23 protein-coding genes are annotated in these 23,774 nt (G+C 66.9%); 17 read left to right on the top strand and 6 right to left on the bottom strand.

Going from position 1 to position 23,774, the window contains the following annotated elements; genetic code table 11:
- Positions 1-5 precede the first annotated feature (5 nt).
- The 6 genes from ACVT6V_RS07330 to ACVT6V_RS07355 all read left to right on the top strand — a co-directional run bounded on the left by ACVT6V_RS07330 (position 6) and on the right by ACVT6V_RS07355 (position 5,156).
- Positions 6-1,361, top strand: a complete 1,356-nt coding sequence (locus ACVT6V_RS07330; protein ID WP_489899142.1) for an MFS transporter — start codon at positions 6-8, stop codon at positions 1,359-1,361.
- On the top strand, positions 1,358-1,762 hold the full coding sequence (locus ACVT6V_RS07335) for a YidH family protein (protein WP_489899143.1): 405 nt from the start codon (positions 1,358-1,360) through the stop codon (positions 1,760-1,762). Before ACVT6V_RS07330 ends, ACVT6V_RS07335 begins: the two co-directional genes overlap by 4 nt.
- Positions 1,759-2,124, top strand: a complete 366-nt coding sequence (locus ACVT6V_RS07340) for a DUF202 domain-containing protein (protein ID WP_489899144.1) — start codon at positions 1,759-1,761, stop codon at positions 2,122-2,124. The genes ACVT6V_RS07335 and ACVT6V_RS07340 overlap by 4 nt, the downstream gene beginning before the upstream one ends.
- 102 nt (positions 2,125-2,226) lie before the next feature.
- On the top strand, positions 2,227-3,645 hold the full coding sequence (locus tag ACVT6V_RS07345) for a hypothetical protein (RefSeq protein ID WP_489899145.1): 1,419 nt from the start codon (positions 2,227-2,229) through the stop codon (positions 3,643-3,645).
- A gap of 113 nt (positions 3,646-3,758) precedes the next feature.
- Complete coding sequence (locus ACVT6V_RS07350; protein ID WP_489899146.1) at positions 3,759-4,373, top strand: TetR/AcrR family transcriptional regulator; 615 nt, start codon at positions 3,759-3,761, stop codon at positions 4,371-4,373.
- A 174-nt stretch (positions 4,374-4,547) separates the two neighbouring features.
- Positions 4,548-5,156 carry a DedA family protein gene (locus ACVT6V_RS07355; RefSeq protein ID WP_489899147.1) on the top strand — a complete coding sequence of 203 codons (609 nt, stop codon included), beginning with the start codon at positions 4,548-4,550 and terminating at the stop codon, positions 5,154-5,156.
- A gap of 1 nt (position 5,157) precedes the next feature.
- Here the strand turns inward: ACVT6V_RS07355 and ACVT6V_RS07360 are convergent, their stop codons facing one another.
- The gene (locus ACVT6V_RS07360; protein ID WP_489899148.1) at positions 5,158-6,153 is read right to left on the bottom strand and encodes a MaoC/PaaZ C-terminal domain-containing protein; all 996 of its coding nucleotides are present in this window, start codon (positions 6,151-6,153) and stop codon (positions 5,158-5,160) included.
- A complete protein-coding gene (locus ACVT6V_RS07365; protein WP_489899149.1) occupies positions 6,153-7,508 on the bottom strand; it encodes a 3-oxoacyl-ACP reductase in 1,356 nt (451 codons plus the stop codon). Before ACVT6V_RS07365 ends, ACVT6V_RS07360 begins: the two co-directional genes overlap by 1 nt.
- A gap of 100 nt (positions 7,509-7,608) precedes the next feature.
- On the opposite strand from ACVT6V_RS07365, the gene ACVT6V_RS07370 reads away from it, so the two are divergent.
- The 5 genes from ACVT6V_RS07370 to ACVT6V_RS07390 all read left to right on the top strand — a co-directional run bounded on the left by ACVT6V_RS07370 (position 7,609) and on the right by ACVT6V_RS07390 (position 12,577).
- On the top strand, positions 7,609-8,904 hold the full coding sequence (locus ACVT6V_RS07370) for an acetyl-CoA C-acetyltransferase (protein WP_489899150.1): 1,296 nt from the start codon (positions 7,609-7,611) through the stop codon (positions 8,902-8,904).
- A 384-nt stretch (positions 8,905-9,288) separates the two neighbouring features.
- Entirely contained in the window at positions 9,289-10,989 is a 1,701-nt protein-coding gene (locus ACVT6V_RS07375; RefSeq protein WP_489899151.1) for a VanW family protein, read from the top strand.
- Positions 10,990-11,059: 70 nt separating this feature from the next.
- Positions 11,060-11,836: an SDR family NAD(P)-dependent oxidoreductase gene (locus ACVT6V_RS07380; protein WP_489899152.1), complete on the top strand. Its 777-nt coding sequence runs from the start codon at positions 11,060-11,062 to the stop codon at positions 11,834-11,836.
- Positions 11,837-11,940: 104 nt separating this feature from the next.
- Positions 11,941-12,174: an AbrB/MazE/SpoVT family DNA-binding domain-containing protein gene (locus ACVT6V_RS07385; RefSeq protein WP_489899153.1), complete on the top strand. Its 234-nt coding sequence runs from the start codon at positions 11,941-11,943 to the stop codon at positions 12,172-12,174.
- The gene (locus ACVT6V_RS07390) at positions 12,158-12,577 is read left to right on the top strand and encodes a type II toxin-antitoxin system VapC family toxin (RefSeq protein ID WP_489899154.1); all 420 of its coding nucleotides are present in this window, start codon (positions 12,158-12,160) and stop codon (positions 12,575-12,577) included. Before ACVT6V_RS07385 ends, ACVT6V_RS07390 begins: the two co-directional genes overlap by 17 nt.
- A 19-nt stretch (positions 12,578-12,596) precedes the next feature.
- On the opposite strand, the gene ACVT6V_RS07395 is transcribed toward ACVT6V_RS07390, so the two are convergent.
- From ACVT6V_RS07395 to ACVT6V_RS07405, 3 genes are read right to left on the bottom strand one after another with little or no spacing between them, the layout of a single operon-like run.
- Positions 12,597-12,971: a hotdog family protein gene (locus tag ACVT6V_RS07395; protein WP_489899155.1), complete on the bottom strand. Its 375-nt coding sequence runs from the start codon at positions 12,969-12,971 to the stop codon at positions 12,597-12,599.
- On the bottom strand, positions 12,968-14,638 hold the full coding sequence (locus ACVT6V_RS07400) for a flavin-containing monooxygenase (RefSeq protein ID WP_489899156.1): 1,671 nt from the start codon (positions 14,636-14,638) through the stop codon (positions 12,968-12,970). Before ACVT6V_RS07400 ends, ACVT6V_RS07395 begins: the two co-directional genes overlap by 4 nt.
- Before the next feature lie 59 nt (positions 14,639-14,697).
- Complete coding sequence (locus tag ACVT6V_RS07405; protein WP_489899157.1) at positions 14,698-15,693, bottom strand: alpha/beta hydrolase; 996 nt, start codon at positions 15,691-15,693, stop codon at positions 14,698-14,700.
- A 161-nt stretch (positions 15,694-15,854) separates the two neighbouring features.
- Here ACVT6V_RS07405 and ACVT6V_RS07410 point away from each other — a divergent pair, with 161 nt between their 5' ends.
- From ACVT6V_RS07410 to ACVT6V_RS07420, 3 genes are read left to right on the top strand one after another with little or no spacing between them, the layout of a single operon-like run.
- Positions 15,855-16,511 carry a hypothetical protein gene (locus ACVT6V_RS07410; protein ID WP_489899158.1) on the top strand — a complete coding sequence of 219 codons (657 nt, stop codon included), beginning with the start codon at positions 15,855-15,857 and terminating at the stop codon, positions 16,509-16,511.
- The gene (locus ACVT6V_RS07415) at positions 16,504-17,877 is read left to right on the top strand and encodes a glutamine synthetase family protein (RefSeq protein ID WP_489899159.1); all 1,374 of its coding nucleotides are present in this window, start codon (positions 16,504-16,506) and stop codon (positions 17,875-17,877) included. The genes ACVT6V_RS07410 and ACVT6V_RS07415 overlap by 8 nt, the downstream gene beginning before the upstream one ends.
- Complete coding sequence (locus ACVT6V_RS07420) at positions 17,874-18,689, top strand: gamma-glutamyl-gamma-aminobutyrate hydrolase family protein (RefSeq protein ID WP_489899160.1); 816 nt, start codon at positions 17,874-17,876, stop codon at positions 18,687-18,689. The genes ACVT6V_RS07415 and ACVT6V_RS07420 overlap by 4 nt, the downstream gene beginning before the upstream one ends.
- A gap of 31 nt (positions 18,690-18,720) precedes the next feature.
- Here the strand turns inward: ACVT6V_RS07420 and ACVT6V_RS07425 are convergent, their stop codons facing one another.
- A complete protein-coding gene (locus ACVT6V_RS07425; RefSeq protein WP_489899161.1) occupies positions 18,721-19,395 on the bottom strand; it encodes a TetR/AcrR family transcriptional regulator in 675 nt (224 codons plus the stop codon).
- Between the two features lie 227 nt (positions 19,396-19,622).
- On the opposite strand from ACVT6V_RS07425, the gene ACVT6V_RS07430 reads away from it, so the two are divergent.
- The 3 genes from ACVT6V_RS07430 to ACVT6V_RS07440 all read left to right on the top strand — a co-directional run bounded on the left by ACVT6V_RS07430 (position 19,623) and on the right by ACVT6V_RS07440 (position 23,774).
- Positions 19,623-20,528: a phytanoyl-CoA dioxygenase family protein gene (locus tag ACVT6V_RS07430; protein ID WP_489899162.1), complete on the top strand. Its 906-nt coding sequence runs from the start codon at positions 19,623-19,625 to the stop codon at positions 20,526-20,528.
- A gap of 91 nt (positions 20,529-20,619) precedes the next feature.
- A complete protein-coding gene (locus ACVT6V_RS07435) occupies positions 20,620-21,342 on the top strand; it encodes a transporter (RefSeq protein WP_489899163.1) in 723 nt (240 codons plus the stop codon).
- A gap of 20 nt (positions 21,343-21,362) precedes the next feature.
- Positions 21,363-23,774, top strand: a complete 2,412-nt coding sequence (locus ACVT6V_RS07440; RefSeq protein WP_489899164.1) for an AMP-binding protein — start codon at positions 21,363-21,365, stop codon at positions 23,772-23,774.

The following is a 23,774-nucleotide window of genomic DNA, read 5'->3' on the forward strand; positions in this document are numbered from 1 at the left end:
CAGTGATGACATCGACCAACGAGAACAACCCGGCGCCGGCCCGTCAGACCTCGATGAAGACAACCGAGATGCGGCGCGTCCTCACCTCGGCCTTCGTCGGCTCGGCAATCGAGTTCTACGACTTCATGCTCTATGCGACCGCGTCGTCGATCGTCTTCCCCAAGCTCTACTTCGCGGAGTTGGGCCCCGGCCTGGCGCTGGTGGCGGCGTTCGCGACATTGGCCGCCGGATATTTCGCGCGGCCACTCGGCGGCATCCTCTTCGGCCACTTCGGCGACCGGTACGGCCGCAAGAAGGCTCTGGTCGTCTCGATGGTGTTGATGGGTTCCGTCACGGTGGCGATCGGCCTGATGCCGACCACCGCGGCCATCGGCGTCATCGCGCCGGTATCACTGCTGCTGTTGCGGGTGATCCAGGGGCTGGCCGTCGGCGGTGAGTGGGGCGGCGCGGCACTGATGGCGGTCGAGCACGCACCCAAGAACCGACAGGGATTCGCCGCGGCATTCGCGAATGCGGGCGGGCCGGCCGGAGCCGTGATCGCCACACTGGTGCTCTCGCTGATGACCGTGCTGACGGGTGACCAGTTCATCGTGTGGGGATGGCGGATCCCGTTCCTGCTGTCGGCCGTCCTCATCGCGATCGGCCTGGTGATCCGGCTCAAGGTCTCCGAGACCCCGTCGTTCCGAGCCCTGCAGGCCTCGAGCGAGGCCCGGCGGCTGCCGATCGCCGACGTTCTGCGGCATCATCTGGGCGCGGTGGCCGCGGCGCTGCTCGTGACCATCAGCGTGTACACGACACAGGCGATCGTCACGGTGTGGGGAGTGGCGGTGGCGGTCGACGCCGGAGAGGACAAGACGACCATTCTCAACTGGAAGGCCGCCGCGGCGGTCCTGACGATCATCGTCACCTTCCTGTCGGCACGGGCGAGCGATCGGGTGGGTCGACGGCGTGCACTGGTGTTCGGATGTCTGGTGACCGCGGCGTCGGCCTTTCCCCTCGCGTTCATGATCGGCAGTGGTGACCTGGGGCAGTACGCCGTGGCCATCATGCTGGGCAACGGGGTGGTGCAAGGCCTGGTCTACGGTCCGATCGCGGCGTACGTCACCGGGCTGTTTCCTCCGGACGTGCGGTACACGGGCGCGTCGATCGGCTACCAGGGCGCCTCCGCACTGGGTGCGGGTCTGACCCCGATGATCGCATCGATGCTGGTCCTGTTGCCGTCCGGCGGTCTGTGGTGGGTGGGCGCGTACTGGGCCGGCCTCGCCCTGGTCAGTGCTGCGGTCGCGGCGTGCTACCGACGCCGGCCGGCCGCAGAGTCCGCACCGCCCGTCCCGGCGCGCGTGGCGACCGTCAGCCGATGAGCGTCGAGCAGATGCAGCCGACACGCGCCGCGGGTTCTGACCGCGGCGCGTTGTCGCGGCGTGTGTTTCCCGGCGGCACCGAACCGGACCCACGCTTCACCCTCGCCAACGAACGGACATTTCTCGCCTGGATACGCACCGCGCTGGCCTTCGTCGGGGCGGGTGTCGCGCTGGAGGCGTTCGCCTTGGGAGACCTCGATCCCCTCGTCCGCAAAGCAGTGGCCGTCGCCCTGATCATCACCGGCGTGCTCGGCTCGGCGGGCGCGGGAGTGCGGTGGTGGCGCGCCGAGACCGCGATGCGGCACAACCGGCCGCTCCCGGTGCCGGCGGTGGTGCCGCTGCTCGGGATCGTCGCCATCGTCGGTGCGATCGGCGGCGTCATCCTGGTCCTCGCGGCATGAAGCGGTCCGCGGGCTCGCGTCGTGCGGTGGGACCGGCCCCCGGTGACCCGGGGCTCCAGCCCGAACGAACGCTGCTGGCCTCGGTCCGGACCGCGATGTCGTTCGCGGTGATCGCACTGCTGGGACTGCGGATGACGGGATCGGTCGGCGGTGTGCTGCTCGGGATCGTCGCCATCGGAGTTGCCGCGGTCATCGTGATCGTCGGTCGCCTGCCCGCCGACATGCGCGAATTCTCCGACCGCGTGCAGGCGCACCGGGACATGTCCGAACCGCTCGGTCGCGCCATTGTCCGGATCGCGGTTCTCGTCTCGGCGACGGCGTGTACCGGTGTGGTCGCCGCGACAGCGGTCGCTCTGGCGTGATCTCGCCCGTCGACCGGCACGCACTCGGTTACCGACGCTAACAACTGCGTCCCCGGCAGCGACTAACACTGCAGAAGGTTGGGGGACAGGAGTGTGTGGGCGATGACGCTCTGTATCGGTGTGCAGATCGGCGACGACAGCAGCGTGGGGACTGCGGCGTCGGAGGGTGCCTGGGAGACGACCGTCCGGGTCGAGAACGAGTCGTCGATCGAGCATGCGGCCGATTCCGCGGCCGATGGCTACGCCGACCGGGTGGCCGGCGTGGTGCGGGCGATTCGGGCATCGACCTCCGAGACGACGACCGGCCTAGCCGTGGCTCATCCGGACGATTGGTCGGCCGACGAACTCGACGCTGCGCGCGCAGCCGTTTCCGGGCACGAGGAGACGGCAGGCGTCGACGTCACCTGGGTGCCACGCGCGGTTGCGGCGGTCGTCGCCGCGGAACACACCTACGGCACCTTTCCCGACGGCGTGCCGGTGGTCAGCTACGACCTCGGCGCGACGGGGCTCACGGTGTCGGTCGTGCGTACCGGTGAGATCCCCGAGGCGATCGGCCGACCGATGACCGCTGCGGTGGCCCCAGTACCTGTCGAGCCTGCCCTGGCCACCATGCGGGATCGCTCCGGCGACGGCATGCGGGTTTCGACGGCGGCGTCGGCGGACGTCGTCAGGGAGGCGCTCACGACCGCCGGGCTGACCCCGGAGGAGGTCACCGCGCTCGTCGTCACCGGCGCCGCCGCGACGAATCCGATGGTGTCCGAACTCCTGCGGGACACCCTGCACATTCCGGTGGTCCTCGACCCTGATCCCACCTCGGCGGCCGCAGGCGCCGCCCTGCTGAACATCCGCGGCAGTCTGGCTCCGACTGCCGCGTTCGCCGTGGACGACGCCCCGACGTCGCCGCTCGCCGTGGCGGCAATGGCCGACGGTGCCGCCGACGTCGTGTCGCCGTCCGCCGGCACCGCGGCGCAGGCGCGCAGTCGTCGCACGGTCGCGCTCGCCCTCGTGGCAGCAGCGTCGGCGGCCGTCGTCGGCGCCGGGCTGTGGGCGGCGATCGTCGGGAAGTCCGAGCACCACACCACGGATGCCGCGAACGTGGAGCGCGGGGCCACCACGTCGTCGACCGTCGTGCCGCGGACGACGCACCCGTCGCCGCGAACCGCCATCGACGTGCAGACGGTGCCCTCGGCACCCGCCGCCGCACCGCTGGAGACGGTGACGCGTCCGGCTCCGACCACCACCGCGTCACCCCGCAGCGTGATTCCGCCGTCGCAGACGTCGACGACCCCCACCGCACCTCCGGTGCCGGTGCAGCCCTCGACTCCGCCGACCGCGGATTCGACCACTCAGCCACCGGCTACCGAAGATTCGACACCGGAGGAGACGACCCCCGGCCAGGGCATATCCGGCGACTCGTCGGCGAGCGATCCAACGACCGCGGAGGACTCGACCGCCGACCGCACCGCGGGCACCACGACGACCCCGCAGCCCGCATCCGGCGTCGACAGCGCTGCCGAGTAGTCTGCAACGACACCCGTACCAGATTTCGTACCAAGCGCCCCGTTGAACTTACCGCACGGTAAGATGATCCGAACGCCACGAGCGTGGCGGGATGAGCGGCGAAGGAGTGATCGATGGCGGGCGGTACCAAACGGCTGCCCCGCGCGGTGCGGGAACAGCAGATGCTCGACGCCGCCGTCAAGGTCTTCTCCGAAAACGGGTTTCGTGAGGCGTCGATGGATTCCATCGCCGCCGAGGCCGCGATCAGCAAACCGATGCTGTACCTCTACTACGGCTCCAAGGACGAACTGTTCAGTGCGTGCATCGAACGCGAGTCGGCCCGCTTCATCGAGGCGATGGCGGTGGGCTTCGATCCGGCACTGCGTCAGCGCGAACAGGCCCGCACCGTGGTCAAGGAGTTCCTTCGCTACGTCGACGAACACCGGCAGTCCTGGAAGGTGCTCTATCGCGTCGCCGTCGGAACCCAGACCTTTTCGCACTTCGTCTCCGACAGCCGCAAACGTGTGACCGAGATGGTCACCGAACTCATTCGCGCCGGCACCACCGTCGAAGGCGCCCGCGACATCGACTTCGAGCTCACCGCCGTCGCGCTCGTCGGCGCGGGCGAGGCCGTCGCCGATCGCATCACCGAGGGCGACGTGGATCTGGAAACGGCCACCGACCTGCTCGTCGGCATCACGTGGCGTGGCCTCAAAGGTGTGGGGACCGCGGATCTGCCGATCGACTGAGCGTTCCGCGGAACGCCGAGCGTCACCCGGGGCCTGTTCGTCCGCCGGATTTCGCCTCCTCCCCTCAAAACTTCCGCCGGATGAATGCATTTCCGACGCACGAACGGTCACATTGGGATCCACGCAGTGGGATCGGCTCCGATGGGCCGTCGTGCCGGTGGATAGTCTCGTCCCGTGCACGCAATCGCCGACTGGCTCGTCGAGATCGTCCAGTCGGTACCGGAGTGGGCGGTCTATCTCGTCGCGTGCGGCGTCGTCTACGCCGAGACCGCGACGCTGATCCTGGGATTCATCCTGCCCAGCGAGGCCGTGCTGCTCGCCGCGGGTGTCGCCGCCGGCGTCGGCTCGACCCAGATCGCTGGCCTGGTCGTCGCGGTGTGCGTGTCCGCGATCGCGGGCGATCTCACCGGCTACTGGGTGGGACGCTCGTCCGGTCATCGGGTCAAGGCGTCCCGAGCAGGCCGGAGGTTCGGTGAACAGCGATGGAAGCGGGCCGAGGAGCGAATCGGCCGCGACGGACTGGTGGCCGTCGCCACCGGCCGATGGATCGGCTACGTACGCACGCTGGTCCCACCCGTGGCCGGGATGGTCCGGATGCACCCGCCGACATTCCTCGTCGCCGACCTGATCGGCGCCACCACCTGGGCGACCACCGTCCTGCTGGTGGGGTACTTCGCCGGCGCCGCGCTCGGCACGACACTGTTGCTCTATGCGGGCGTCGCGGTGGTCGCGGTCGCCGGCGGGTGGTACCTGTGGCGGTGGTGGGAGGCCAGGCGGGCCTGAGTCAGGCGCCTCGGGTTGTCGCGGTCAGGTGAGGTGCACCCTTGCGGCGATCGAGCACTGACAGGTCGAAGTCGCCGGTCACATTCGGCCCGCTCGCTCCGCTCCCGGCGCCAGTCGCATTCGGCCCGCTCGCTCCGCTCCCGGCGCCGGTCACATTCGGCCCGCTCGCTCCGCTCCCGGCGCCGGGCCCATCGATGCGCCGCGTGTACAGATTCACCTTGGCGGGCAGCAGGATCGGCTTGCCGAACCGGACCGTGTAGGTGACCTCGTCGGGGAGCTGCGCCTCCACGTTCGCGATTGCCGCTGCGGCACTCCACATACCGTGGGCGATGGCCTTCGGGAAGCCGAAGGCCTTGGCCGGCAGGTTGCCCATGTGGATCGGGTTGCGGTCGCCCGACGCTTCCGCATAGCTACGGATGCGGCCCAGGTCCACCGACAGGATGGAATCCGGTGGTGGCGGTGCGACCTGCTTCGGCTCGGGGCCGCGCGGCTCGTCCGACAGGCGCGTCCGCTGCTGTTTGAGGAAGGTCGCCACCTGCGTGGTCACCAGCTCCGAACCGACGCTGATCCGCGAGACCATGTCGATCAGCAGCCCCTTGCGGTGCTCACGCAGATTCTCGGCGTGTGTGTCGATGGTCAGCGGTTCGTCGACCCCGATCGGCCGAAGCCGGTGAATGCTGTTCTCGACGTGGACGGAACCGACCGCACCGAACGGGAAGTCGCTGTCGGTCATGACCTTCATCGCCAGGGGGAACTGCAGCACGAACGGATACGTGACCGGCAGTGTGGAGCCGAAACGCTGACCGGTGACACGGGTGTACGCGTGCAGCCGGTCCACGTCCACGCGGACGTCCTCCAGCCGGTAGTGCCGGTCCGGGATCGTCGCGTCGGCGCGCACCGTGGCAGGTTTGCCGATGACCGGCAGCATGGCGCCGACCGCTTTCGAGTAGACGTCGACGGTGCTCGGGGCGCTCTCGAGTGTGATCGTCTTGGTCATCAGGCACCCAGGAATCCCTGGCCGCAGACGCGGACCACATTGCCGGTGATGGCGCTCGACGCCGGGTTGGCGAAGTACGCGACGGTCTCGGCGACGTCGACGGCCTGGCCGCCCTGCTGCAGCGAACTCATCAGGCGACCGGCCTCCCGGGTGGCGAGTGGGATGGCCGCCGTCATCTTGGTCTCGATGAAACCGGGCGCCACCGCGTTGATGGTGATGCCCTTCTCCGCCAGGATCGGCGCGTAGGTGTCGACGAGCCCGATCACACCGGCCTTGGAGGCGCCGTAGTTGGTCTGGCCGCGGTTGCCGGCGATACCGGCGATCGACGAGACGTCGACGACCGCGCCGCCCGTGCGGATCGCGTTCTTCTCGACAAGCGCATTGACCAGCTGCTGGGGGGCGATCAGGTTCACCGCGATCACCGAGTCCCAGCGTGCGGCATCCATGTTGGCGAGCAGCTTGTCGCGGGTGATGCCCGCGTTGTTGACGATGATGTCGATGCCGCCGTGGCGTTCGAGGGCATGCTCGGCCAGCTTGGCGCCGGCATCGTCGGCGCTGACATCCAGCGGGAACGATGTTCCCTTCACCCTGTTCGCGGTCTCCGTGAGAGCCTCGCCGGCGGCCGGGATGTCGGCGCAGATCACGTGGGCACCGTCGCGGGCCAGGACCTCGGCGATGGTGGCCCCGATGCCGCGTGCCGCGCCGGTCACCACGGCGACCTTGCCGGTGAGCGGCTTGTCCCAATCGGCGGGGGCGACCGCGTCGTCGGACCCGACCCGGATGACCTGTGCATCGACGAACGCGGACTTGGCCGACAGCACGAAGCGGATGGTGGACTCCAGGCCGGTCAGGCCGGTCTTGGCGTCGGGGTCGACATAGACGAGCTGCACGGTCGCGCCCTTCTGCAGCTCCTTGCCGACCGAGCGGGTGAAGCCCTCCAGCGCGCGCTGGGCGACGTGCTCATTCGGATCCTTCACCAGCTCCGGGGTGGTGCCGATCACGAGGAAGCGTGCGCAGGGGGCCAGCGAGCGCATGTTCGGCCCGAAGAACTCGAAGAGCTGGCGCAGTTCTGCGGGCGAGGTGATGCCGGTCGCGTCGAAGACCAGGGCGCCGTATTTGTCGGCGCCACGGCCCGTCGTGGCGTTCTGGATGACGTCGTAATCCGGGGACGCGAGGATCTCACGCAGCGGCTCGACGACCCGTCCGGCGCCGCCGAGCAGCACCGGGCCGGTCAGGGCCGGTTCGGACGCCTTGTAGCGGCGTAGCGTGGGCGGGACCGGCAGTCCGGCCTGCTTCGCGATGAACGAGCCCGGTGCGGAGTGGACGAAATTGGAGTACAAGCCAGTGGCTGCCACGGGAGATCTCCTATGTCTGCGAGTGCAGGTCGACAACGAACTTACTCATGAGTAAGAATAGCCTACAGATACCGCACAACACCCCCTGGGAGAGATCGAAGTGGCTCAGACACCCAAGACCCGCACGATGCGCCCGGTCGCGATCCTCGGCGGCAACCGCATCCCGTTCGCGCGCCAGGACAAGGCCTACGCCGAGGTCAGCAACCAAGAGATGTTCACCGCTGCCCTCGACGGCCTGGTGAGCCGCTTCAACCTGCAGGGTGAGCGCCTCGGCATGGTGGCCGGCGGCGCCGTCCTCAAGCATTCGCGCGACTTCAACCTCATCCGGGAATGCGTACTCGGATCGGCGTTGTCGCCCTACACCCCGGCCTTCGACATCCAGCAGGCCTGTGGGACCGGTCTGCAGGCGATCGTCGCCGTGGGTGACGGGATCGCGTCGGGCCGGTATGAGGTCGCCGTCGGCGGCGGCGTGGACACCACCTCCGACGCCCCGATCGGCGTCTCGGAATCGATGCGTCGTCAGATGCTCGAGGTCAACCGGGCCCGCAGTGCCAAGGATCAGGCCCTCGCGGCGCTGAAACTGCTCCCGAAACTCGGCATCGAGATCCCTCGTAACGGCGAACCGCGAACGGGCATGTCGATGGGCGAGCACGCCGCCATCACCGCCAAGGAGTTCGGTATCAGCCGCGCCGACCAGGACGCGCTCGCGGCGGCCAGCCACCAGAACATGGCGCTGGCCTACGACGAAGGCTTCTTCGACGACCTGATCACCCCGTTCCTGGGCCTGACGCGCGACCAGAACCTGCGCGCGGACTCGTCGGTGGAGAAGCTGGCCACGCTGAAGCCGGCCTTCGGGGTGTCGCTGGGCGACGCCACGATGACCGCAGGTAACTCGACCCCGCTCACCGACGGTGCGTCGACGGTCCTGCTCTCGAGCGAGGAATGGGCCGAGACGAAGGGGCTGCCGGTGCAGGCCTACCTCGTGGACAGCGAGACCGCGGCCGTCGACTACGTCAACGGTCCCGACGGCCTGCTGATGGCACCGACGTACGCGGTGCCGCGGCTGCTCGAGCGCAACGGTCTCACTCTGCAGGACTTCGACTTCTACGAGATCCACGAGGCGTTCGCCTCGGTGGTGCTCGCCACACTCGCCGCCTGGGAGTCCGAGGAGTACTGCAAGGAGCGACTCGGCCTGGACCACGCGCTCGGGGCCATCGATCGCGCGAAGCTGAACGTGCACGGCTCGTCGCTGGCCGCGGGACACCCCTTCGCGGCCACCGGCGGGCGGATCGTCGCTCAGGCGGCCAAGACCATCCGGGAAAACGGAGGTGGGCGAGCGCTGATCTCGATCTGCGCGGCGGGCGGCCAGGGCGTCACGGCGATCGTCGAGGGCTAGTGTCCCGCACCGGAAATTCGTTGATGATTTCGACGGCCAGGCGGCGCCTCGCTTCGTTGGCGTCGTCGCAGGTACATCCAGTACCTGCTCCTCCGCCGCCTCGCGATGCATCCACCTGGACCGCCGAACTCATGAAACGAATTTCCGGCGCGGGACACTAGGGATGCACCACCAGAACCCCTGAACGTGACCCGATCGTCACCTCGACAACGATCGGATCACACTCGCCGAAAATTAATTCGCGCAGAGATGTAACGCGACGGGAAGTAGCGTAGATATACGAGTAGCTCCGGCTGAGCTGCCAGACCCCCGACCCGGCAGCTCGGTCGGAGCGCCTACGTTTTCGGCGTCTCCTCCACGGCGCGCGATCGCAGTTGTATCCCTATGGTTGTCTCCGTGATCAAGTACCCGGCCGTCCGCACTGCTGTGCGCGTGGTGGTCGGCGTTCTCGCGATGGCCGGGGTGATCCTCGCAACCGACCTCATCATCACCAAGAACTCGACCGCGCGCGGTGTCGTCGTCGCCGGCATCGCTGCCGGAGATCTCGACGAGGCGCACGCCAAGGCCGTCATCGACGATCTGTCCGACCGGGCGATCCGGCGGGTGGCGCTGCGTACGTCGTCGGGGACCGTCACCGTCGCCCCCGACGCCCTCGGCCTGGAGTTCGACGCGGACGCCACCCTGGCGCGACTGATGGAACAACCACGCAATCCGGTGACCCGGGTGCTCACGCTGCTCGGGGCGAAGCGGACCGTGGCACCCGTGGTCACGGTGGACCGGGCCGCCGTCGCCGCCACCCTCGACGAGCAACGGCCGACGCTGGAGGAGGCCGCTGTGGAGGGCGGGGTCCACTACGACGGCGTCACCCCGGTCCCCGATCTGCCGGCGTCGGGCAAGCGTGTCGCCCGGGCCGCCGCCGTCGACACGATCGCCGCCGACTGGTTAGAGGACACACCCATCGACCTCCCATTGGAGGATTTCGCACCGTCCGTGTCGGCCGATGTCGTCAACGCGACCGTCGCCGGTCCCGCGGTGCGCGCGGTCGCCGAGCCGATCACGCTGCAGGGGACGGGAGAGACGTCGGTGCGGGTCGAGCCGTCCCAGCTCGCGTCGGTTCTGTCATTCGTCGCCGACGGTCGTGGCGGATTGAAGCCGGTGATCGACACCAAGGCCGGCGCCGCGTTGCTCGGTTCCCGGTTGGCCCGCACCGAACGCAAACCTGTCGACGCCACGTTCTCACTGCGTACGGGGAGCCCCACCGTGGTGCCCGCGCGCGACGGAGCACGGGTGGATTGGGAGAAGACGTTCGCCTCGGCCGCCGCGACCGCGGTCGGCACCGACGCCTCGGACACGCGCGTCGTCGAGGTCGCCTACGAACCGATCAAGCCACGTCTGAGCACCGCGGCAGCCCGCAAACTCGGTGTTCGCGAGGTGGTCGGTGAGTTCACCACCTCCGGCTTCAGCAGCGCATCGGGGGAGAACATCCGGCTGGTCGCCGAGGACGTGGACGGCGCCCTGGTCCGGCCGGGAGAGGAATTCTCCCTCAACTCCTACACCGGCCCCCGGGGTGCGGCCCAGGGCTACGTGGTCTCCACGATCATCGACCACGGCCACGCCGACAAGGCTGTCGGCGGTGGTATCTCACAGTTCGCCACCACGCTCTACAACGCCGCCTATTTCGCCGGCCTCGAGGACGTCGACCATACCGAGCACAGCTACTACATCTCGCGATATCCCGAGGCCCGCGAGGCCACGGTGTTCGAAGGCGCGATCGACCTGGTCTTTCGCAACAACACCCGACACGGCATCTACATCGAGACCGGGTGGTCGCCGTCCGGTGTGACGGTTCGGCTGTGGGGCACGAAGTCGGTGGAGGTCCAGTCGATCACCGGTGAGCGCTACGCCTACACCGATCCACCCACACTGAAGCTGCCGAAGGGCGACAACTGCATCGCATCCACCGGCAGTCGCGGTTTCACCACCTCGAACACCCGGATCATCACCGATGGGCGCACCGGCGACGAGATCAGTCGTCACACCCGCACGGTCCGCTACGACCCGGCACCCACCGTCGCCTGCGTGTGACGTTGCACCGACCAAGCGCTCGGTGGCCCCCTCTGGACTGAGCTATGTAACGCTCGATAGGCTCCGCTTCGTGGATATCAATGGAGCAAGTGCAATAGTCACGGGTGGCGCGTCGGGTATCGGCGAGGCCGCGGTCCGCCAGCTGGCGGCCAAGGGTGCCAAGGTCGTCGTCGCCGACCTGCAGGCCGACAAGGGAGAAATCCTCGCCAAGGAGGTCGGCGGTACGTTCGTGCGCGTCGACGTCACCGACACCGCGCAGATCGAGGAGGCCGTCAACACGGCGACCGAACTCGGTCCGCTGCGGGCGCTGGTCAACTCCGCCGGCATCGGCTGGGCGCAGCGCACGATCGGCAAGGACGGCGAGTTCGCGTCGGCGCACAACCTGGACGCGTACAAGAAGGTCATCGCGATCAACCTGATCGGCACCTTCGACTGCATCCGGCTGGCCGCGACCGCGATGAGCCGCAACGAGCCGCTGGAGTCCGGTGAGCGCGGTGCCATCGTCAACATGGCGTCGGTCGCCGCATTCGACGGCCAGATCGGGCAGGCCTCCTACTCCTCGTCCAAGGGCGGCGTCGTCGGCATGACCCTGCCCGTGGCCCGCGATCTCGCCGCCGTCGGCGTGCGCGTCAACACCATCGCCCCCGGCCTGATCGACACCCCGATCTACGGCGAGGGCGAGGCCTCGGAGGCGTTCAAGGCGAAGCTGGGCGAGTCCGTACTGTTCCCGCATCGTCTGGGTCAGCCTGCAGAGCTGGCGTCGATGGTCGTCGAGCTGGTCACCAACTCGTACATGAACGCCGAGGTCATCCGCGTCGACGGTGGCATCCGGATGCCACCGAAGTAGGTCCTCCGACCGAGTAGACCCCGAACAGCCCACGATGTCCGCGTCGTGGGCTGTTTCTATGCGGGTGCGGTCGTCAATGCCATTCCGATGGTAACGTCGATGCCATGCGGACCACCATCGATCGTTCGGGTCGATTGGTCGTGCCCAAGGAGCTGCGCGATCGTGTCGGACTGGTACCCGGGGAGGTCGAGATCACCGTCTCCGGGAGCGGGTTGGTCCTCGAGCCGGTGGCCACCGACGATCTGGTGGACGACGACGGCTTGCTGATGCTGCCGGAAGGTGGCGCGCAACTGTCGGCGGACGACATTCGAGAGCTGCGCCTTGGCGACCAACGCTGAGGTCATCCTGCTGGACACGAGTGCCGCGATCGCACTGGTGCGTCCGGAACAGCACGGCCATTCCGAAGTCCGCGCGGTGACGAGGGGATTGACGCTTGGTCTCAGCGGGCACGCGGCGTTCGAGACGTACTCGGTGCTCACCCGGCTACCGGCGCCACAGAGGCTGACCGCTCGAGCCGCGGCCCGGCTGATCACGACGAACTTCCCGCATCAGTGTCACCTGAGCCCGCAGCAGACAGCGGACCTCGTCGAGCGGTTCGCGTCGATCGGCATCTCCGGGGGCGCGGTCTACGACGGACTCGTCGGAGCGGCCGCCGCGCACGCGGGCAACACTCTGCTGACCATGGACCGTCGGGCCGAACCGATCTACCGTGCGCTGGGAGCTCGTCTGAAGCTGCTGTGAACAACGATCATTCAGCCGATCATCTCAAGGTGGTGGTGCGGGGCAGCACCCCGGTTCCGCGCGCACGCATCGCAACCAATGGCTGGTCGAGGACTACTGCCGACCCGTCGGCGCCACGCGAACGACACAGCACTCGCAGCTCGAAATCAATTGTTCGGCTGCGTTCTCCCTTCCTCGCGAGTGCGGCCTCCACCTCGATGATGTCTCCGCCACGGATCGGTGCGAGGAACTCGACCGACGAATATCCTGCGAAGAGTCCTTCGTGGCCGTCCACGACGATCCCGAGATGCGTTCCGGCGTCACCGAAGAGCTTCAGGCCGTAGGCGCCGTCGACGAGATTGCCCGCGTAATGAGCGTCCGAATAGGCGACGTAGCGCTGGTGGGTGACCTTCATGCGATCTCCTCGTCGATACGACCGATTCCGCGGTCGACGGCCTCGCCGCCGATCTCGATCCCCGGGTACCCGCGCTTGGCGAGCTCGGTGCACATCCGCCGGTACTTTCCGACGCCACCGACATAACCGAGGAAGGTGGATGGCTTGCCTGCCACATTGGATCCGCGGTACCAGGAGTCGGTGGTGGCGTACAGGGTCTGACCCACTGTGTCCTCGGTGATCTCCACCCAATCATCCTGTGCCTCAACGGTTGCCTCGACCATGTTCTCGCGGTTGGCCTGGGTATGCTCGATGAGATCGGTGATCCAGTCCACCGACTGCTCGATGGATACGACGACATTGCTCGCCAGGGCGGGGCTCTGCGGGCCGGCGATCATGAAGAAATTGGGGAAGCCGGCGGTCATCATGCCGAGGAAGGTGCGGACACCGTCACCCCAGACATCCTGCAGGAGGCCGGCTTCCGGTGTCGACACATTCAGCGCGTAGAGAGGTCCGGTGAACGCGTCGAACCCGACGGCCAGAACGACGGCATCGATCTCGTAGGCACCCTTCGCGGTGATGATGCTGTCGTCGGTCATCGTCTCGATCGGCTCCTCACGCAGCGATACGACCGAGACATCGGAACGGTTGAACGTCTCGTAATAGTCGGTCCCGAAGCAGCTCCGTTTCGCGCCCAGCGGATGGAAGGTGGGTACGAGCAATTCCGCGGTCTTCGGATCGGACACGATCTGACGGATCTTGTCGCGCACGAACTCCGATGCGGTCTCGTTGGCCTCGCGGTCGGTGAGCAGGTCGGAGAACTCGTTGCCGACACCGTTGAATCCACTGCGCTCGTAGGCGCGCTCGTAGCGTCGGGCGCGTTCCTCATCGGACACGTCGAACGCCTTGGCGGTCGCCGGTCGGTCCGGGATCCCGCCGGGTGACTGGCGGCACTCCTCGCGGATGGCCGGGTAGTTCTCCTTGATCTGCTCGACGGTGTCGGGTGTGAGCGGGGCGTTGCGGGCGGGGAAGACGTAATTGGGCGTGCGCTGGAAGACGATGGTTCGTTCGGCCACCTTCGCGATGTGCGGAATGCACTGCACTGCAGATGATCCGGTGCCGATCACGGCGACACGCCTATCGGCGAGATCACTCAACCGAATGTTCCACTTGCTCGTCGACACCTGAGTGCCGGTGAAGTTCTCCAGGCCGGGGACGTCGACGTCCTTGGGTACCGACAGTCCACCGGCGCCGACGATCAGGTAACGCCCTCGACGCGTCTGTCCTGAGTCAAGCGTGATCTGCCACAGATGCTCGTCGGGAAGCCAGTTGGCCGCGCTCACCGTGGCGCCGAAGGTGAAATGCCTTCTCAGGTCGAAGCGATCGGCGACGTGGTTGATGTAGGCGAGGATCTCGGCCTGTGGCGCGAATCGCTCGGTCCACGTCCACTCCTGTTGGAGCTCTTCGCTGAACGAGTACGAGTAGTAGATGCTCTCGACGTCGCAACGCGCACCGGGATACGTATTCGCAAGCCAGGTACCGCCGACATCCGATGCCTTCTCGAAGCCGGCGAAGCTCCATTCCTTCTCCGTTGCCTTGTGTGCGGTGTAGAGGCCCGAGAATCCGGCGCCGACGCAGAGGATGTCGACGTCGTCGACCGCGGTGGCGGTGCGGGTGGGGTCAGCCATGGGAGCTCCTTCGAAGGCGATCAGATGATCAAGTCATATGACTACGAAACATAGTCCGACTATCCGCGAGGGTCAAGGGTTCGATGCGAATCGCCGTCCGGTGCGCCGAATCCGCGGAGGTGACGGCAGACGTCGGCGATGGCCCGCTCGGTCTTCGCGAAGACGCCGACCTCGGTGAGGAAGCCGTGGAACACGCCGGGGTACCGGATTGCGGTGACCGCGACCCCGTGCTCGCGTAGTCGACGCGCGTACGCCTCCCCGTCGTCGCGCAGAGGATCGACGTCGGCGGTGAGAACAAGAGCGGGAGGTAAGCCGGTGAGGGACTCGGCCGACATGGGTGCCGCCAGGGGATCGGCACCGGGACGGTAGCCAAGCCCGCGGTAGCGTTCCATCAACCACCGCGCATCCGAGCTGGTCAGCAGCGGTGCATCGGCGAATTCTGTCCACGAAGGGCTCGAGCAGGTGTCGTCCACCGCTGGGTACGCGAGCACCTGTGAGGCCGGCGGTGCCAGCGCGGTGTCCCGCATCGCGAGGCAGAGCGCCGCAGCCAGATTGCCGCCCGCCGAATCGCCGCCGACCGCGATCAACGTCGCATCGATGCCCAGCTCGGGCCCGGTCTCGCGGAGCCAAGCGTAGGCGTCGATGCAGTCGTGGAGGGCCGCCGGGTAGGGGTGCTCGGGTGCGAGACGGTAGTCCAGGGAAACGACGGTCCAGCCCGACCCGGCCGCGACGGCCCGGCAGAGCTCATCCACGCCGTCGAGGGTGCCGAGCACGAATCCACCCCCGTGCAGATAGAGCAGGGCCGGCGATCGAGTCGCGGGCGCGGGCCGGTACACGCGGGCCCGCCGGCCGCCGGCCCGGGTGGACACGTCGATGTCTTCGACCTGGTCAAGCGGTGTCAAGGGATCCTGGGCGCGAGGAGTTGCGAGAAGGCGCCGGGCGGCGGCGACACCCAGTTCTCGGATCGATGCCGGCATCGTCGCGGCCAGCGCCTGTGCTGCGGCCCAGGCATCCGGATCGAGTCGATCCCGGTAGCGGTCGGTTGATGCGTTCATCGGGGGCCTCCGTGGAAATCGTTGACAACGAGTGACGCGTGCCTCACCATCATAGTCATGTGATCAAGACGAATGATCGTGAGATCGCATATCGGTCCGAGGTCGGCAGTGGACGGTCGACGACGTTCACACGGTCTCGGGTAATCGAAAGGACTCAGAAGATGACCGAAACCATCATCGACCGCGCGGTGTCGCAGGCCCGCGACATCGATGTGCGGATCGAGGACGATGCGAGCCCGATCGCCCGGCTGATCGCCCGTACCCTGCGGGATTCGGCGCGGGCTGGACATGCGCAGGTCGCGTTGGAGAATGCGAACGGAATCGTCTCGCTGCGATCCCACGACACGCCGCAGGCCGTGACCGTCGCCGTCTCCGACGGAGTCGTCGATGTCTCGAGTGGCGTGTTCGTTCCGGCGGACGCAGAGCTCGTCGTGGATCTGAACTCGCGATTCGCGCCGGTCGGCGACCCGGCCGGCGATGCGGATCTGGCCGCGGGCCTGCTGCTCGCGTTGTCGCCGCCGCTGCCCGACTGGCGGACCGCCGCCGAGAACTTCTGGACGGTGTCGCGCTCGGTGCCGGGTATTCCGGATGTACTCATTGCCGTCACCGAAGGTCCCGACGGTGTCGAGCAGGCGATATGCGGCGACGGCGATTCGCAGTATCTGATCGCAGGCGCCCCCGAGGCGCTGGTCGGCGTCTTCACCGGTGCAGATGATCTGTTCGCCACCCTGGCTTCCGGTGTCCTCGGCATTCAGGGCACCCTCTCCCAACTCTCCGTCATGATCGGCGCATCCTGGAAGGTCCGCTACGATGTCTGAATCCACCGAAACCGTTGTCCCAGTTGATGGTCAGGGCGCCGGTCTGAACGCTGTCCGCCTGGAGGCCACCAACCACGAGGGATGTTTCCTCGGCAAGACCGTCTCGCCGGCCAAGTTCGGCTCGGGCGCCGCGTCCGGATTCAACTTCGCCGACCTCCTGTTCGGCCTCGACCTCGGCAACGCACCGGCGTTCGGCTTCGCCTATCCCGAGTGGCGTGGGCACCTCGACGACGTCAGCTTCCGACCGGATATGGCCACCCTCGTCGAGTGGGAGCCGGGTCTGCGATCGGTGATCGGCGACTATTGGCTCACCGACGACACACCGGTGCCGCTGTGTCCCCGCAATCTGACGCGCAGGATGACCGACCGTCTCGCCGGGCTCGGCTACTCCGCGATCATCGCCGTCGAAATCGAGGCAACCGTCTTCGAGGAGTCCATCCACGAAGCCCGGGAGCGCGGATACCGGAACCTGACGCCCCTCGGCGGATCAGCCGGTACCGCATACCATCTCGCCAAGTCGAGGGACTGGGTCGACTACATGACCGAGGTCGCCCGACGCCTGGACGCGATCGGGATCGACTGGGAGGCCTTCAGCGACGAGGACGCGGCCGGCCAGGTGGAGCTGAACCTGCCGCCGGGCGACCCGATCACGGTCTGCGACGCATGGGCCCGGACCCGTCAGGTGATGCGCGAGGTCGCATTCGAGCAGGGGCACACCGTCACCTTCATGGCAAAACCCACCGAGGGTTACGGACAGTCATCGCACATCAATCTGTCGCTGCACCGCGACGGCGTCAATGCGTTCTACGCACCCGACGGGCCGTCGGCGGTGATGCGTCGGGCCGTCGGGGGCCTGCTCGCGACAATGGCCGGGAACACGTCGATCGTGCTCCCACAGATCACCTCGTTCCGTCGGCTCGTGGACCTCAGCGGTCCGCCGACCACCATCAGCTGGGGTATCAGCAACAAGACGACGTCGGTCCGCGCGGTGTGCGGGCACCCGTCCTACTCCCGGTTGGAGTACCGCGTTCCCGGGAGTGACGCCAATCTGTATCTCGCCGCCGCGGGCGTCCTCGCGGGCGTCATCGGCGGTCTCGAACGTGAGATCGAGCCGCCGGAACCGGTGTCGGACATGGCCTGGTGCATGCCCGACGGCCTCGGGATCTCCCGACTGCCGGAGACGATGTCCAAGGCCGCCGACGCGCTGGACGCCGACCCGATCCTGCGAGAGATTCTCGGCGACGACTTCGTCGACTACTGGATCGGAACCCGCCGGTGGGAATGGATGCAGTTCCACACCGCCGGCGGCGACCAATTCACCGAGCTCTCGGAGTGGGAGTCGTTGCGCTACTTCGAGTTCCCATGAGCGGCATCACGGAGTCACCGCGCCTGCCTCGGCCGCTTGTCGGCATCACCGGCCGACGATTCCGGCTGGGCCTCATCGCAAGCGCAGATCCCCGATACGGCGACCGATGCACAGATGCGTACATGTCGGACTTCGCGATCCGAATCGCCAGGGCCGGTGGGCTTCCGGTGCACCTTTCCTACGACACCGACCCGGTCGCCATGTGCGACTGGCTCGGCGGTCTGATCGTCACCGGGGGGCAGGACATGCGTCCGGAACTGTGGGGCGGTGCGCCGACAGCGAGCCGAGATGTCGACCCGCGTGGTGACACGATGGCCTATGACAGCGACCGTGATGCGTACGAGATCGACCTCGTGCGCGTCGCGATCGACCGGGGGATTCCGGTGCTCGGGGTGTGCCGCGGCCTGCAGATCCTGAACGTCGCACGCGGTGGGACCTTGATCGCCGATCTCCCGCCCGGGCCCGTGCAGCATTTGTCGGAGCGTGCTGCGCTCAGCGACGGCGGAGACGATCACGTGGTGTCGTTCGAGCCGGGTTCGTTGGCGCAGGCGGTGTTCGGCGACCACGCGGTGACCAATTCGTGGCACCACCAGGCCGTCGACCGATGCGGCGACGGGCTGACGGTGACCGGTCGGACACCGGACGGGGTGGTCGAGGCGATCGAACTACCCGGGGCGCCCGTCCTCGGTGTCCAGTGGCATCCGGAGTGGATGGAGCGGGACGACTGCTCGATGCGGTGGGTCGTCGAGGCGGCCGAGCGTCGTCAGGTGAACTGGGCCCCTCACCGTCACACGCTGACCGTCACGCACTGACCGTCACGCACTGACCGTCACGCACTGACCGTCACACGCTGACCCAGGAGACGAGCGTGCCGGTGGTGGGTTTGGCGTCCACCACCGGCGCCTTCGGGTGCTCGACTGCCGTAGGCCGGGCGAGCTTGGAGGCCAGCCAGACGTCGAGGACCTCGACGGTGGTCTCGATCTGTCGCAATGCCGTGGCCCGATCGCCGGACGCGATCCAGTTCAAACCGAAGCCGTCGGACAGTGCTGCGACGGTGTACGAGATCTCGTCGATCGTGTCGGCGGAGACAGTCTGATCACCGGCTGCCGCTGTGAGGATCGTGCGCATCACGTCGTATGCCTCGTTGTAGACGATCGCCGCCTGATTGCCTTCCTGACGCTGGGCCCAGCTGATCAGTTCGACCGACGCGGCCGAGTAGTCGGGTGTGTCGAGGTACCAGTTCATCAACCCGCGCAGGATTTCTCGTGCGGTGGTGTGCAGGTCGGAGTGCGAATCGTTGCGCACGAGCACTTCTCGATACTCGGCCGCCACCCGCTCGAAGACCGCGGCGAACAGGATCTCTTTGGTTGCGAAGCAGTAGTGCAGCGTCGCCAGCGGGGCGCCGGCGGACTCGGCTATGCGACGTGTGGTGGCGCCGTCGACACCGTGTGTCGCGATCATGCGCACCGCTGCGTTGACGAGGTCGGTGCGCCGTTCCGCAGCCGGAATCCGTGCCATGGCGCCTCCCGAGTTGAGCAAACGATCAAGTCAACTTCGAGATTAGCACGTCTCATCGCCGCTGTTCGGCGCCCGCGGCCTGGTTACGATCAAATAACATGATCAAATGCCTTGATCAAATGATCATAAACGGATAGGTTTATGACCGGCATCACACATCGATCGGCTTCCCTGGCCCTCCATCGCAGCAGCGGATTCGACTGTCGATCTTGATCAAAGGAACAACCATGACGATGACCAAGCCCCAGCTGACACGGCTCACTCCCGAGGCATCTCCCGACGAGGCAGTCGAGATCATCATGCGCGACGGCGGTGTGATCATCGAAGGGCTCTTCGACGAGGCCACGATCGCGGGATTGCGCAGCGACCTCGATCCGGTGCTCGACGGCGTCGACACCGGATACGACGAGTTCTTCGCCGGCAGTCGCACCAAGCGTGCCGGCGGGCTGTTCGCGAAGACCGACCACATGGTCACGGTGGCCATGAACCCGCTCTACCGCGGGGTGGCCGACAAGATCCTGAACAAGCCGCTCACCGTGTTCATGGGGTCCGAGCCGGTGCCGAACCCGGCGGGCAAGCACATCGGGGCGACGATGGCCATCAAGATCGGTCCGGGTCAGGGCGCACAGCCTCTGCATCGTGATGACTCGGTCTGGCTATGGCGTCATCCCGGTTACGGACGCGAGGCCCGCGTGCAGATCATGGTCGCGGTCAGCGACTTCACCGCGGAAAACGGTGGGACCTTGGTCATTCCGGGCTCACATCGGTGGGACGACGACCGCGTGCCCAGTCTCGATGAGGCGATCCCGACTGTGATGAAGGCGGGCTCCGCGCTCATCTGGATCGGGTCGACCTACCACGCCGGCGGCAAGAACACGACCACCGACTCCTACCGGTTCGGCCTCTCGATGGGCTACGACCTCGCATTCCTGCGGACCGAGGAGAACCACTTCCTGACCTACAACCTCGAGCAGATCCGCCGTCTCCCCGACGAGATCCAGCGTGAACTCGACTGGTCGTCGGAACACTACGTGGGCTGGGCCGAGGTCGCCGGGCAGATGTACGACCCGATGGACCTGCTGAAGCGCGACGACTACACCTCCATCGACGCCGGGTTGCCCACCACGATCTGACCGGCGCCGCCCGGCCGAAACCTCGCCGGTGGTCGAGTGCAGAGACCTCGACCACCGGCGAATCACCACCGAAAAAGCATGGGAGACAACCATGGCACTGCGAGAGTTGTTGTTCACACTGGCCGACCTCTGGATGATCGTCGCCGGCTTCGTCTTCGGAGTGAAGTTCATCCGCAACTACCGGAATTACCTGCTCGGCATCGAATGGATCATCATCGCCACATCGGGCACCAACTTCCTCATCTACGGCATCCTGAAGGCCACCGAGGAGAGCCCGATGTACACGGTGGCGCACTTCCTCGACGCGTTCTCACGCTCGGTGGGGATCACACTGATCCTGGTCCTCGGGCTGATGAAGGTGACGCATCGGTACAAGCCGTCGCTGATCGTCGACGTCGGGGTCTTCGCCCTGGCGGCCGTGGTCGGCCTGTTCCTTCAACTGTTCGGTGAGCAGTTGGGCGTCGCCACGGCACTCCTCTACATCGTCGTCAACGTGTTCACCACATCGTTCCTGTTCTATTTCACGGCCCGGTTGTGGAAGGTCGGTGAGCGAGCCATCGCGATCGGAACGGCCCTGGCCACCACCGCCGCGTTCGTGATTGCGGTGACCTACGACTTCGCGCACATTCCCGGCGACGACGATGCGCACACTCTCTTCTACATCGGCGCGCTGACCACCTGGGGCTGTCAGCTCGCGATGTACTACTTCGCCTATCGCGCACTGCACCAGCACAACGAAGCACAGGACCACGCCGAAGCGACCGCGTCCCGCGTCGGTTCGAACGTCGATCGCGTGTCACCGGCGTCGTCCTGATGTTCACGAAGGAGTCAGATATGAGTGACGCCGCAGCAGCACTCGAAACACCTGCGGTCGCGCGTGAACGGATGGCGGAGGATCCGCCGACGCCGACCTTGGTCGAATTGCTTTCCGAGCGTGCACGATCCGCACCTGATCGCGAGTTCTTGCGGTTCGGTGACGAATCCTGGACCTTCGCCGAGATCGATGCCTGGACATCTCGCCTGGCACATCGGCTCATCGAGGTGGACGGAGTCGGCGTCGGCGACCGGGTGGCGATCATGCTCCCGAACGTCGTGCACTGGCCGGTCGTGTGGCTCGCCGCGCTGAAGGCCCGGGCGGTGGCGGTACCGGTGAACTCGTCCTACCAGAAGGAAGATCTAACCTTCATCCTGAGAGACTCGGGTGCTCGGATCGTCTTCTCGACCGGGTCGATGATCGGACTGCTCGACGACGTGGCGCGGACCGAGCCCGATCTGGCCGGCCTGCGCATCATCGATGTCGCAGACGATGGCTCCGACCACCTGTCCTCACAGACACCCGATCTCGAAGTGGTGGGCAGCACGCTCGCGAACCTGCAGTACACCTCGGGAACCACCGGCTTTCCGAAGGCCTGCATGCTCACCCACGACTACTGGGTGCGACTGGGGTGGGTGTGCGCTGCCGTGACCGGGCTCGGTGCCGACGACGTCATCCTCACCGCACAACCCTTCTCGTACATGGACCCGCAGTGGAACACGGCCCTTGCCTTGACGATCGGGGCACCGCTGGTGGTGCTGCCGCGGTTCTCGGCATCAGGGTTCTTCGCCGATGTACGCCGTCACCGGGCGACATTCTGTTACGTCCTCGGGGCAATGCCAACGTTGCTGTTGAAACAGCCACCCGACGGCGATGACCGCGACAACGACCTCCGGCTGGTGCTCTGCTCGGGAATTCCGGCCGGACTCCACCGGCACCTCGAGCAACGGTGGGGAGCGCCGTGGCGGGAGATCTACGGGATGACCGAATCGGGCTGCGATCTGGTCAGTGTTCCGGAGGCGACGACCGATGTGGCCAGCGGTAACCTCGGGCGGCCGATTCCCACCAAACGGGTGAGAGTGGTGGACGCGGACGGAGTCGATGTCGCCGACGGCGAACCAGGCGAGCTGATCACGTCGGGGAAACCGGTGATGCTCGGCTACTGGAACCGGGAGGATGCGACGAGTCGAACGCTCCGCGACGGATGGTTGCACACCGGCGACGTCGTCGTGCGGCGCGCGAACCGCTATCACCTCGTCGGCAGGCTCAAGGACATGGTGCGCCGAGGCGGCGAGAACATCGCCAGTGCCGAGGTGGAGGCAGCGCTCGAGCGCGACGACCTGGTCGTCGCCACGGCGGTCATCGGTGAGGCCGACGAGACCTTCGGCGAAGAGATCAAGGCCTTCGTCCAGCTGCGCGCCGGTGTGCCGGCGGAACGTCGGACCGCCGAAGAGATCATCGATCGAGTTCGAAATCAGTTGGCTCGCTTCAAGGTTCCGAGGTACGTCGAGTTCGTCGAGGATTTTCCGCGCACACCGTCGGAGCGTGTCGCCAAACCGGCGTTGGTCTCCCGGTCCGTCGAGAACCCGGGAGTGACCCACGACGTCGGGCAGAAGTCGTCGGCCGACCATCTCGAGATACGGATCGAACGTGGGGTCGCCGTCGTGACATTGTGCCGCCCGGACAAGCTCAATGCGATCGATGTCGCCACGCGGGTGCGGCTGGCTTCGACGATCCGGGCGATGGGTACCGGTGACGACGTGCGCGGAATCGTTCTGACCGGGACCGGTCGGGCGTTCTCGGCGGGCGAGGACCTCGATGCCGCCCCGGCATCCTTCGCCGACGTGCGTGCCGCCGTCGAGACCTTCCACGACATCACCCGCGCGATCCTGCATACCAAGGTCCCGGTTATTGCCGCAGTCAACGGAATCGCCGTCGGTGGCGCGTCCGAGATCACGCTGTGTTGTGACGCCCGGATAGGCACGCCCGCCACCGAGTATTTCCAGCCGGAGAACGGGCGCGGCATCGCCATCTCCAACGCGTCGAGCGTGCTGCTGCCACGTCTGGTGCGCAACCATGCGATGCGGATGGTGCTCGCATCGCCGCGGATCGGTGCCGACGAGGCGCTGCGGATCGGACTCCTCGACGAGATCGTCGCACCGGACAGGCTTCTCGATCGGGCGATCGAGCTGATCGTGGCGTGGACGCCGCCGCACAACACCACCGATCTGCACCTCGCGCTGCTGCGTCCGCAATCAGACGAGATCGAGGCGGCGTTCGCCCGTGAGGACGTCGCCGCGAAGAAAGCCTGGGAGACAGGTGTGTTCAGCGCCGGGATCGCCGATTTCCGGTCGGCGCAGGGCGCTCGGGATCAGCCCCGGTCGCCACGGACGCGGACGCGCACACCCCAAACGACAACCGACAGGAGTTGA

This window comes from Gordonia sp. LMA167 (assembly GCF_058130025.1).

Excerpts from the sequence above, each read along its gene's own strand:
- ACVT6V_RS07410 (WP_489899158.1), top strand. The coding sequence starts at position 15,855 with ATGACCGAAACCATCATCGACCGCGCGGTGTCGCAGGCCCGCGACATC.
- ACVT6V_RS07395 (WP_489899155.1), bottom strand. The coding sequence starts at position 12,971 with ATGAAGGTCACCCACCAGCGCTACGTCGCCTATTCGGACGCTCATTAC.
- ACVT6V_RS07425 (WP_489899161.1), bottom strand. The coding sequence starts at position 19,395 with ATGGCACGGATTCCGGCTGCGGAACGGCGCACCGACCTCGTCAACGCA.
- ACVT6V_RS07400 (WP_489899156.1), bottom strand. The coding sequence starts at position 14,638 with ATGGCTGACCCCACCCGCACCGCCACCGCGGTCGACGACGTCGACATC.
- ACVT6V_RS07350 (WP_489899146.1), top strand. The coding sequence starts at position 3,759 with ATGGCGGGCGGTACCAAACGGCTGCCCCGCGCGGTGCGGGAACAGCAG.
- ACVT6V_RS07360 (WP_489899148.1), bottom strand. The coding sequence starts at position 6,153 with ATGACCAAGACGATCACACTCGAGAGCGCCCCGAGCACCGTCGACGTC.
- ACVT6V_RS07375 (WP_489899151.1), top strand. The coding sequence starts at position 9,289 with ATGGTTGTCTCCGTGATCAAGTACCCGGCCGTCCGCACTGCTGTGCGC.
- ACVT6V_RS07420 (WP_489899160.1), top strand. The coding sequence starts at position 17,874 with ATGAGCGGCATCACGGAGTCACCGCGCCTGCCTCGGCCGCTTGTCGGC.
- ACVT6V_RS07385 (WP_489899153.1), top strand. The coding sequence starts at position 11,941 with ATGCGGACCACCATCGATCGTTCGGGTCGATTGGTCGTGCCCAAGGAG.
- ACVT6V_RS07430 (WP_489899162.1), top strand. The coding sequence starts at position 19,623 with ATGACGATGACCAAGCCCCAGCTGACACGGCTCACTCCCGAGGCATCT.
- ACVT6V_RS07440 (WP_489899164.1), top strand. The coding sequence starts at position 21,363 with ATGAGTGACGCCGCAGCAGCACTCGAAACACCTGCGGTCGCGCGTGAA.
- ACVT6V_RS07435 (WP_489899163.1), top strand. The coding sequence starts at position 20,620 with ATGGCACTGCGAGAGTTGTTGTTCACACTGGCCGACCTCTGGATGATC.
- ACVT6V_RS07415 (WP_489899159.1), top strand. The coding sequence starts at position 16,504 with ATGTCTGAATCCACCGAAACCGTTGTCCCAGTTGATGGTCAGGGCGCC.
- ACVT6V_RS07335 (WP_489899143.1), top strand. The coding sequence starts at position 1,358 with ATGAGCGTCGAGCAGATGCAGCCGACACGCGCCGCGGGTTCTGACCGC.
- ACVT6V_RS07405 (WP_489899157.1), bottom strand. The coding sequence starts at position 15,693 with ATGAACGCATCAACCGACCGCTACCGGGATCGACTCGATCCGGATGCC.
- ACVT6V_RS07340 (WP_489899144.1), top strand. The coding sequence starts at position 1,759 with ATGAAGCGGTCCGCGGGCTCGCGTCGTGCGGTGGGACCGGCCCCCGGT.
- ACVT6V_RS07345 (WP_489899145.1), top strand. The coding sequence starts at position 2,227 with ATGACGCTCTGTATCGGTGTGCAGATCGGCGACGACAGCAGCGTGGGG.
- ACVT6V_RS07330 (WP_489899142.1), top strand. The coding sequence starts at position 6 with ATGACATCGACCAACGAGAACAACCCGGCGCCGGCCCGTCAGACCTCG.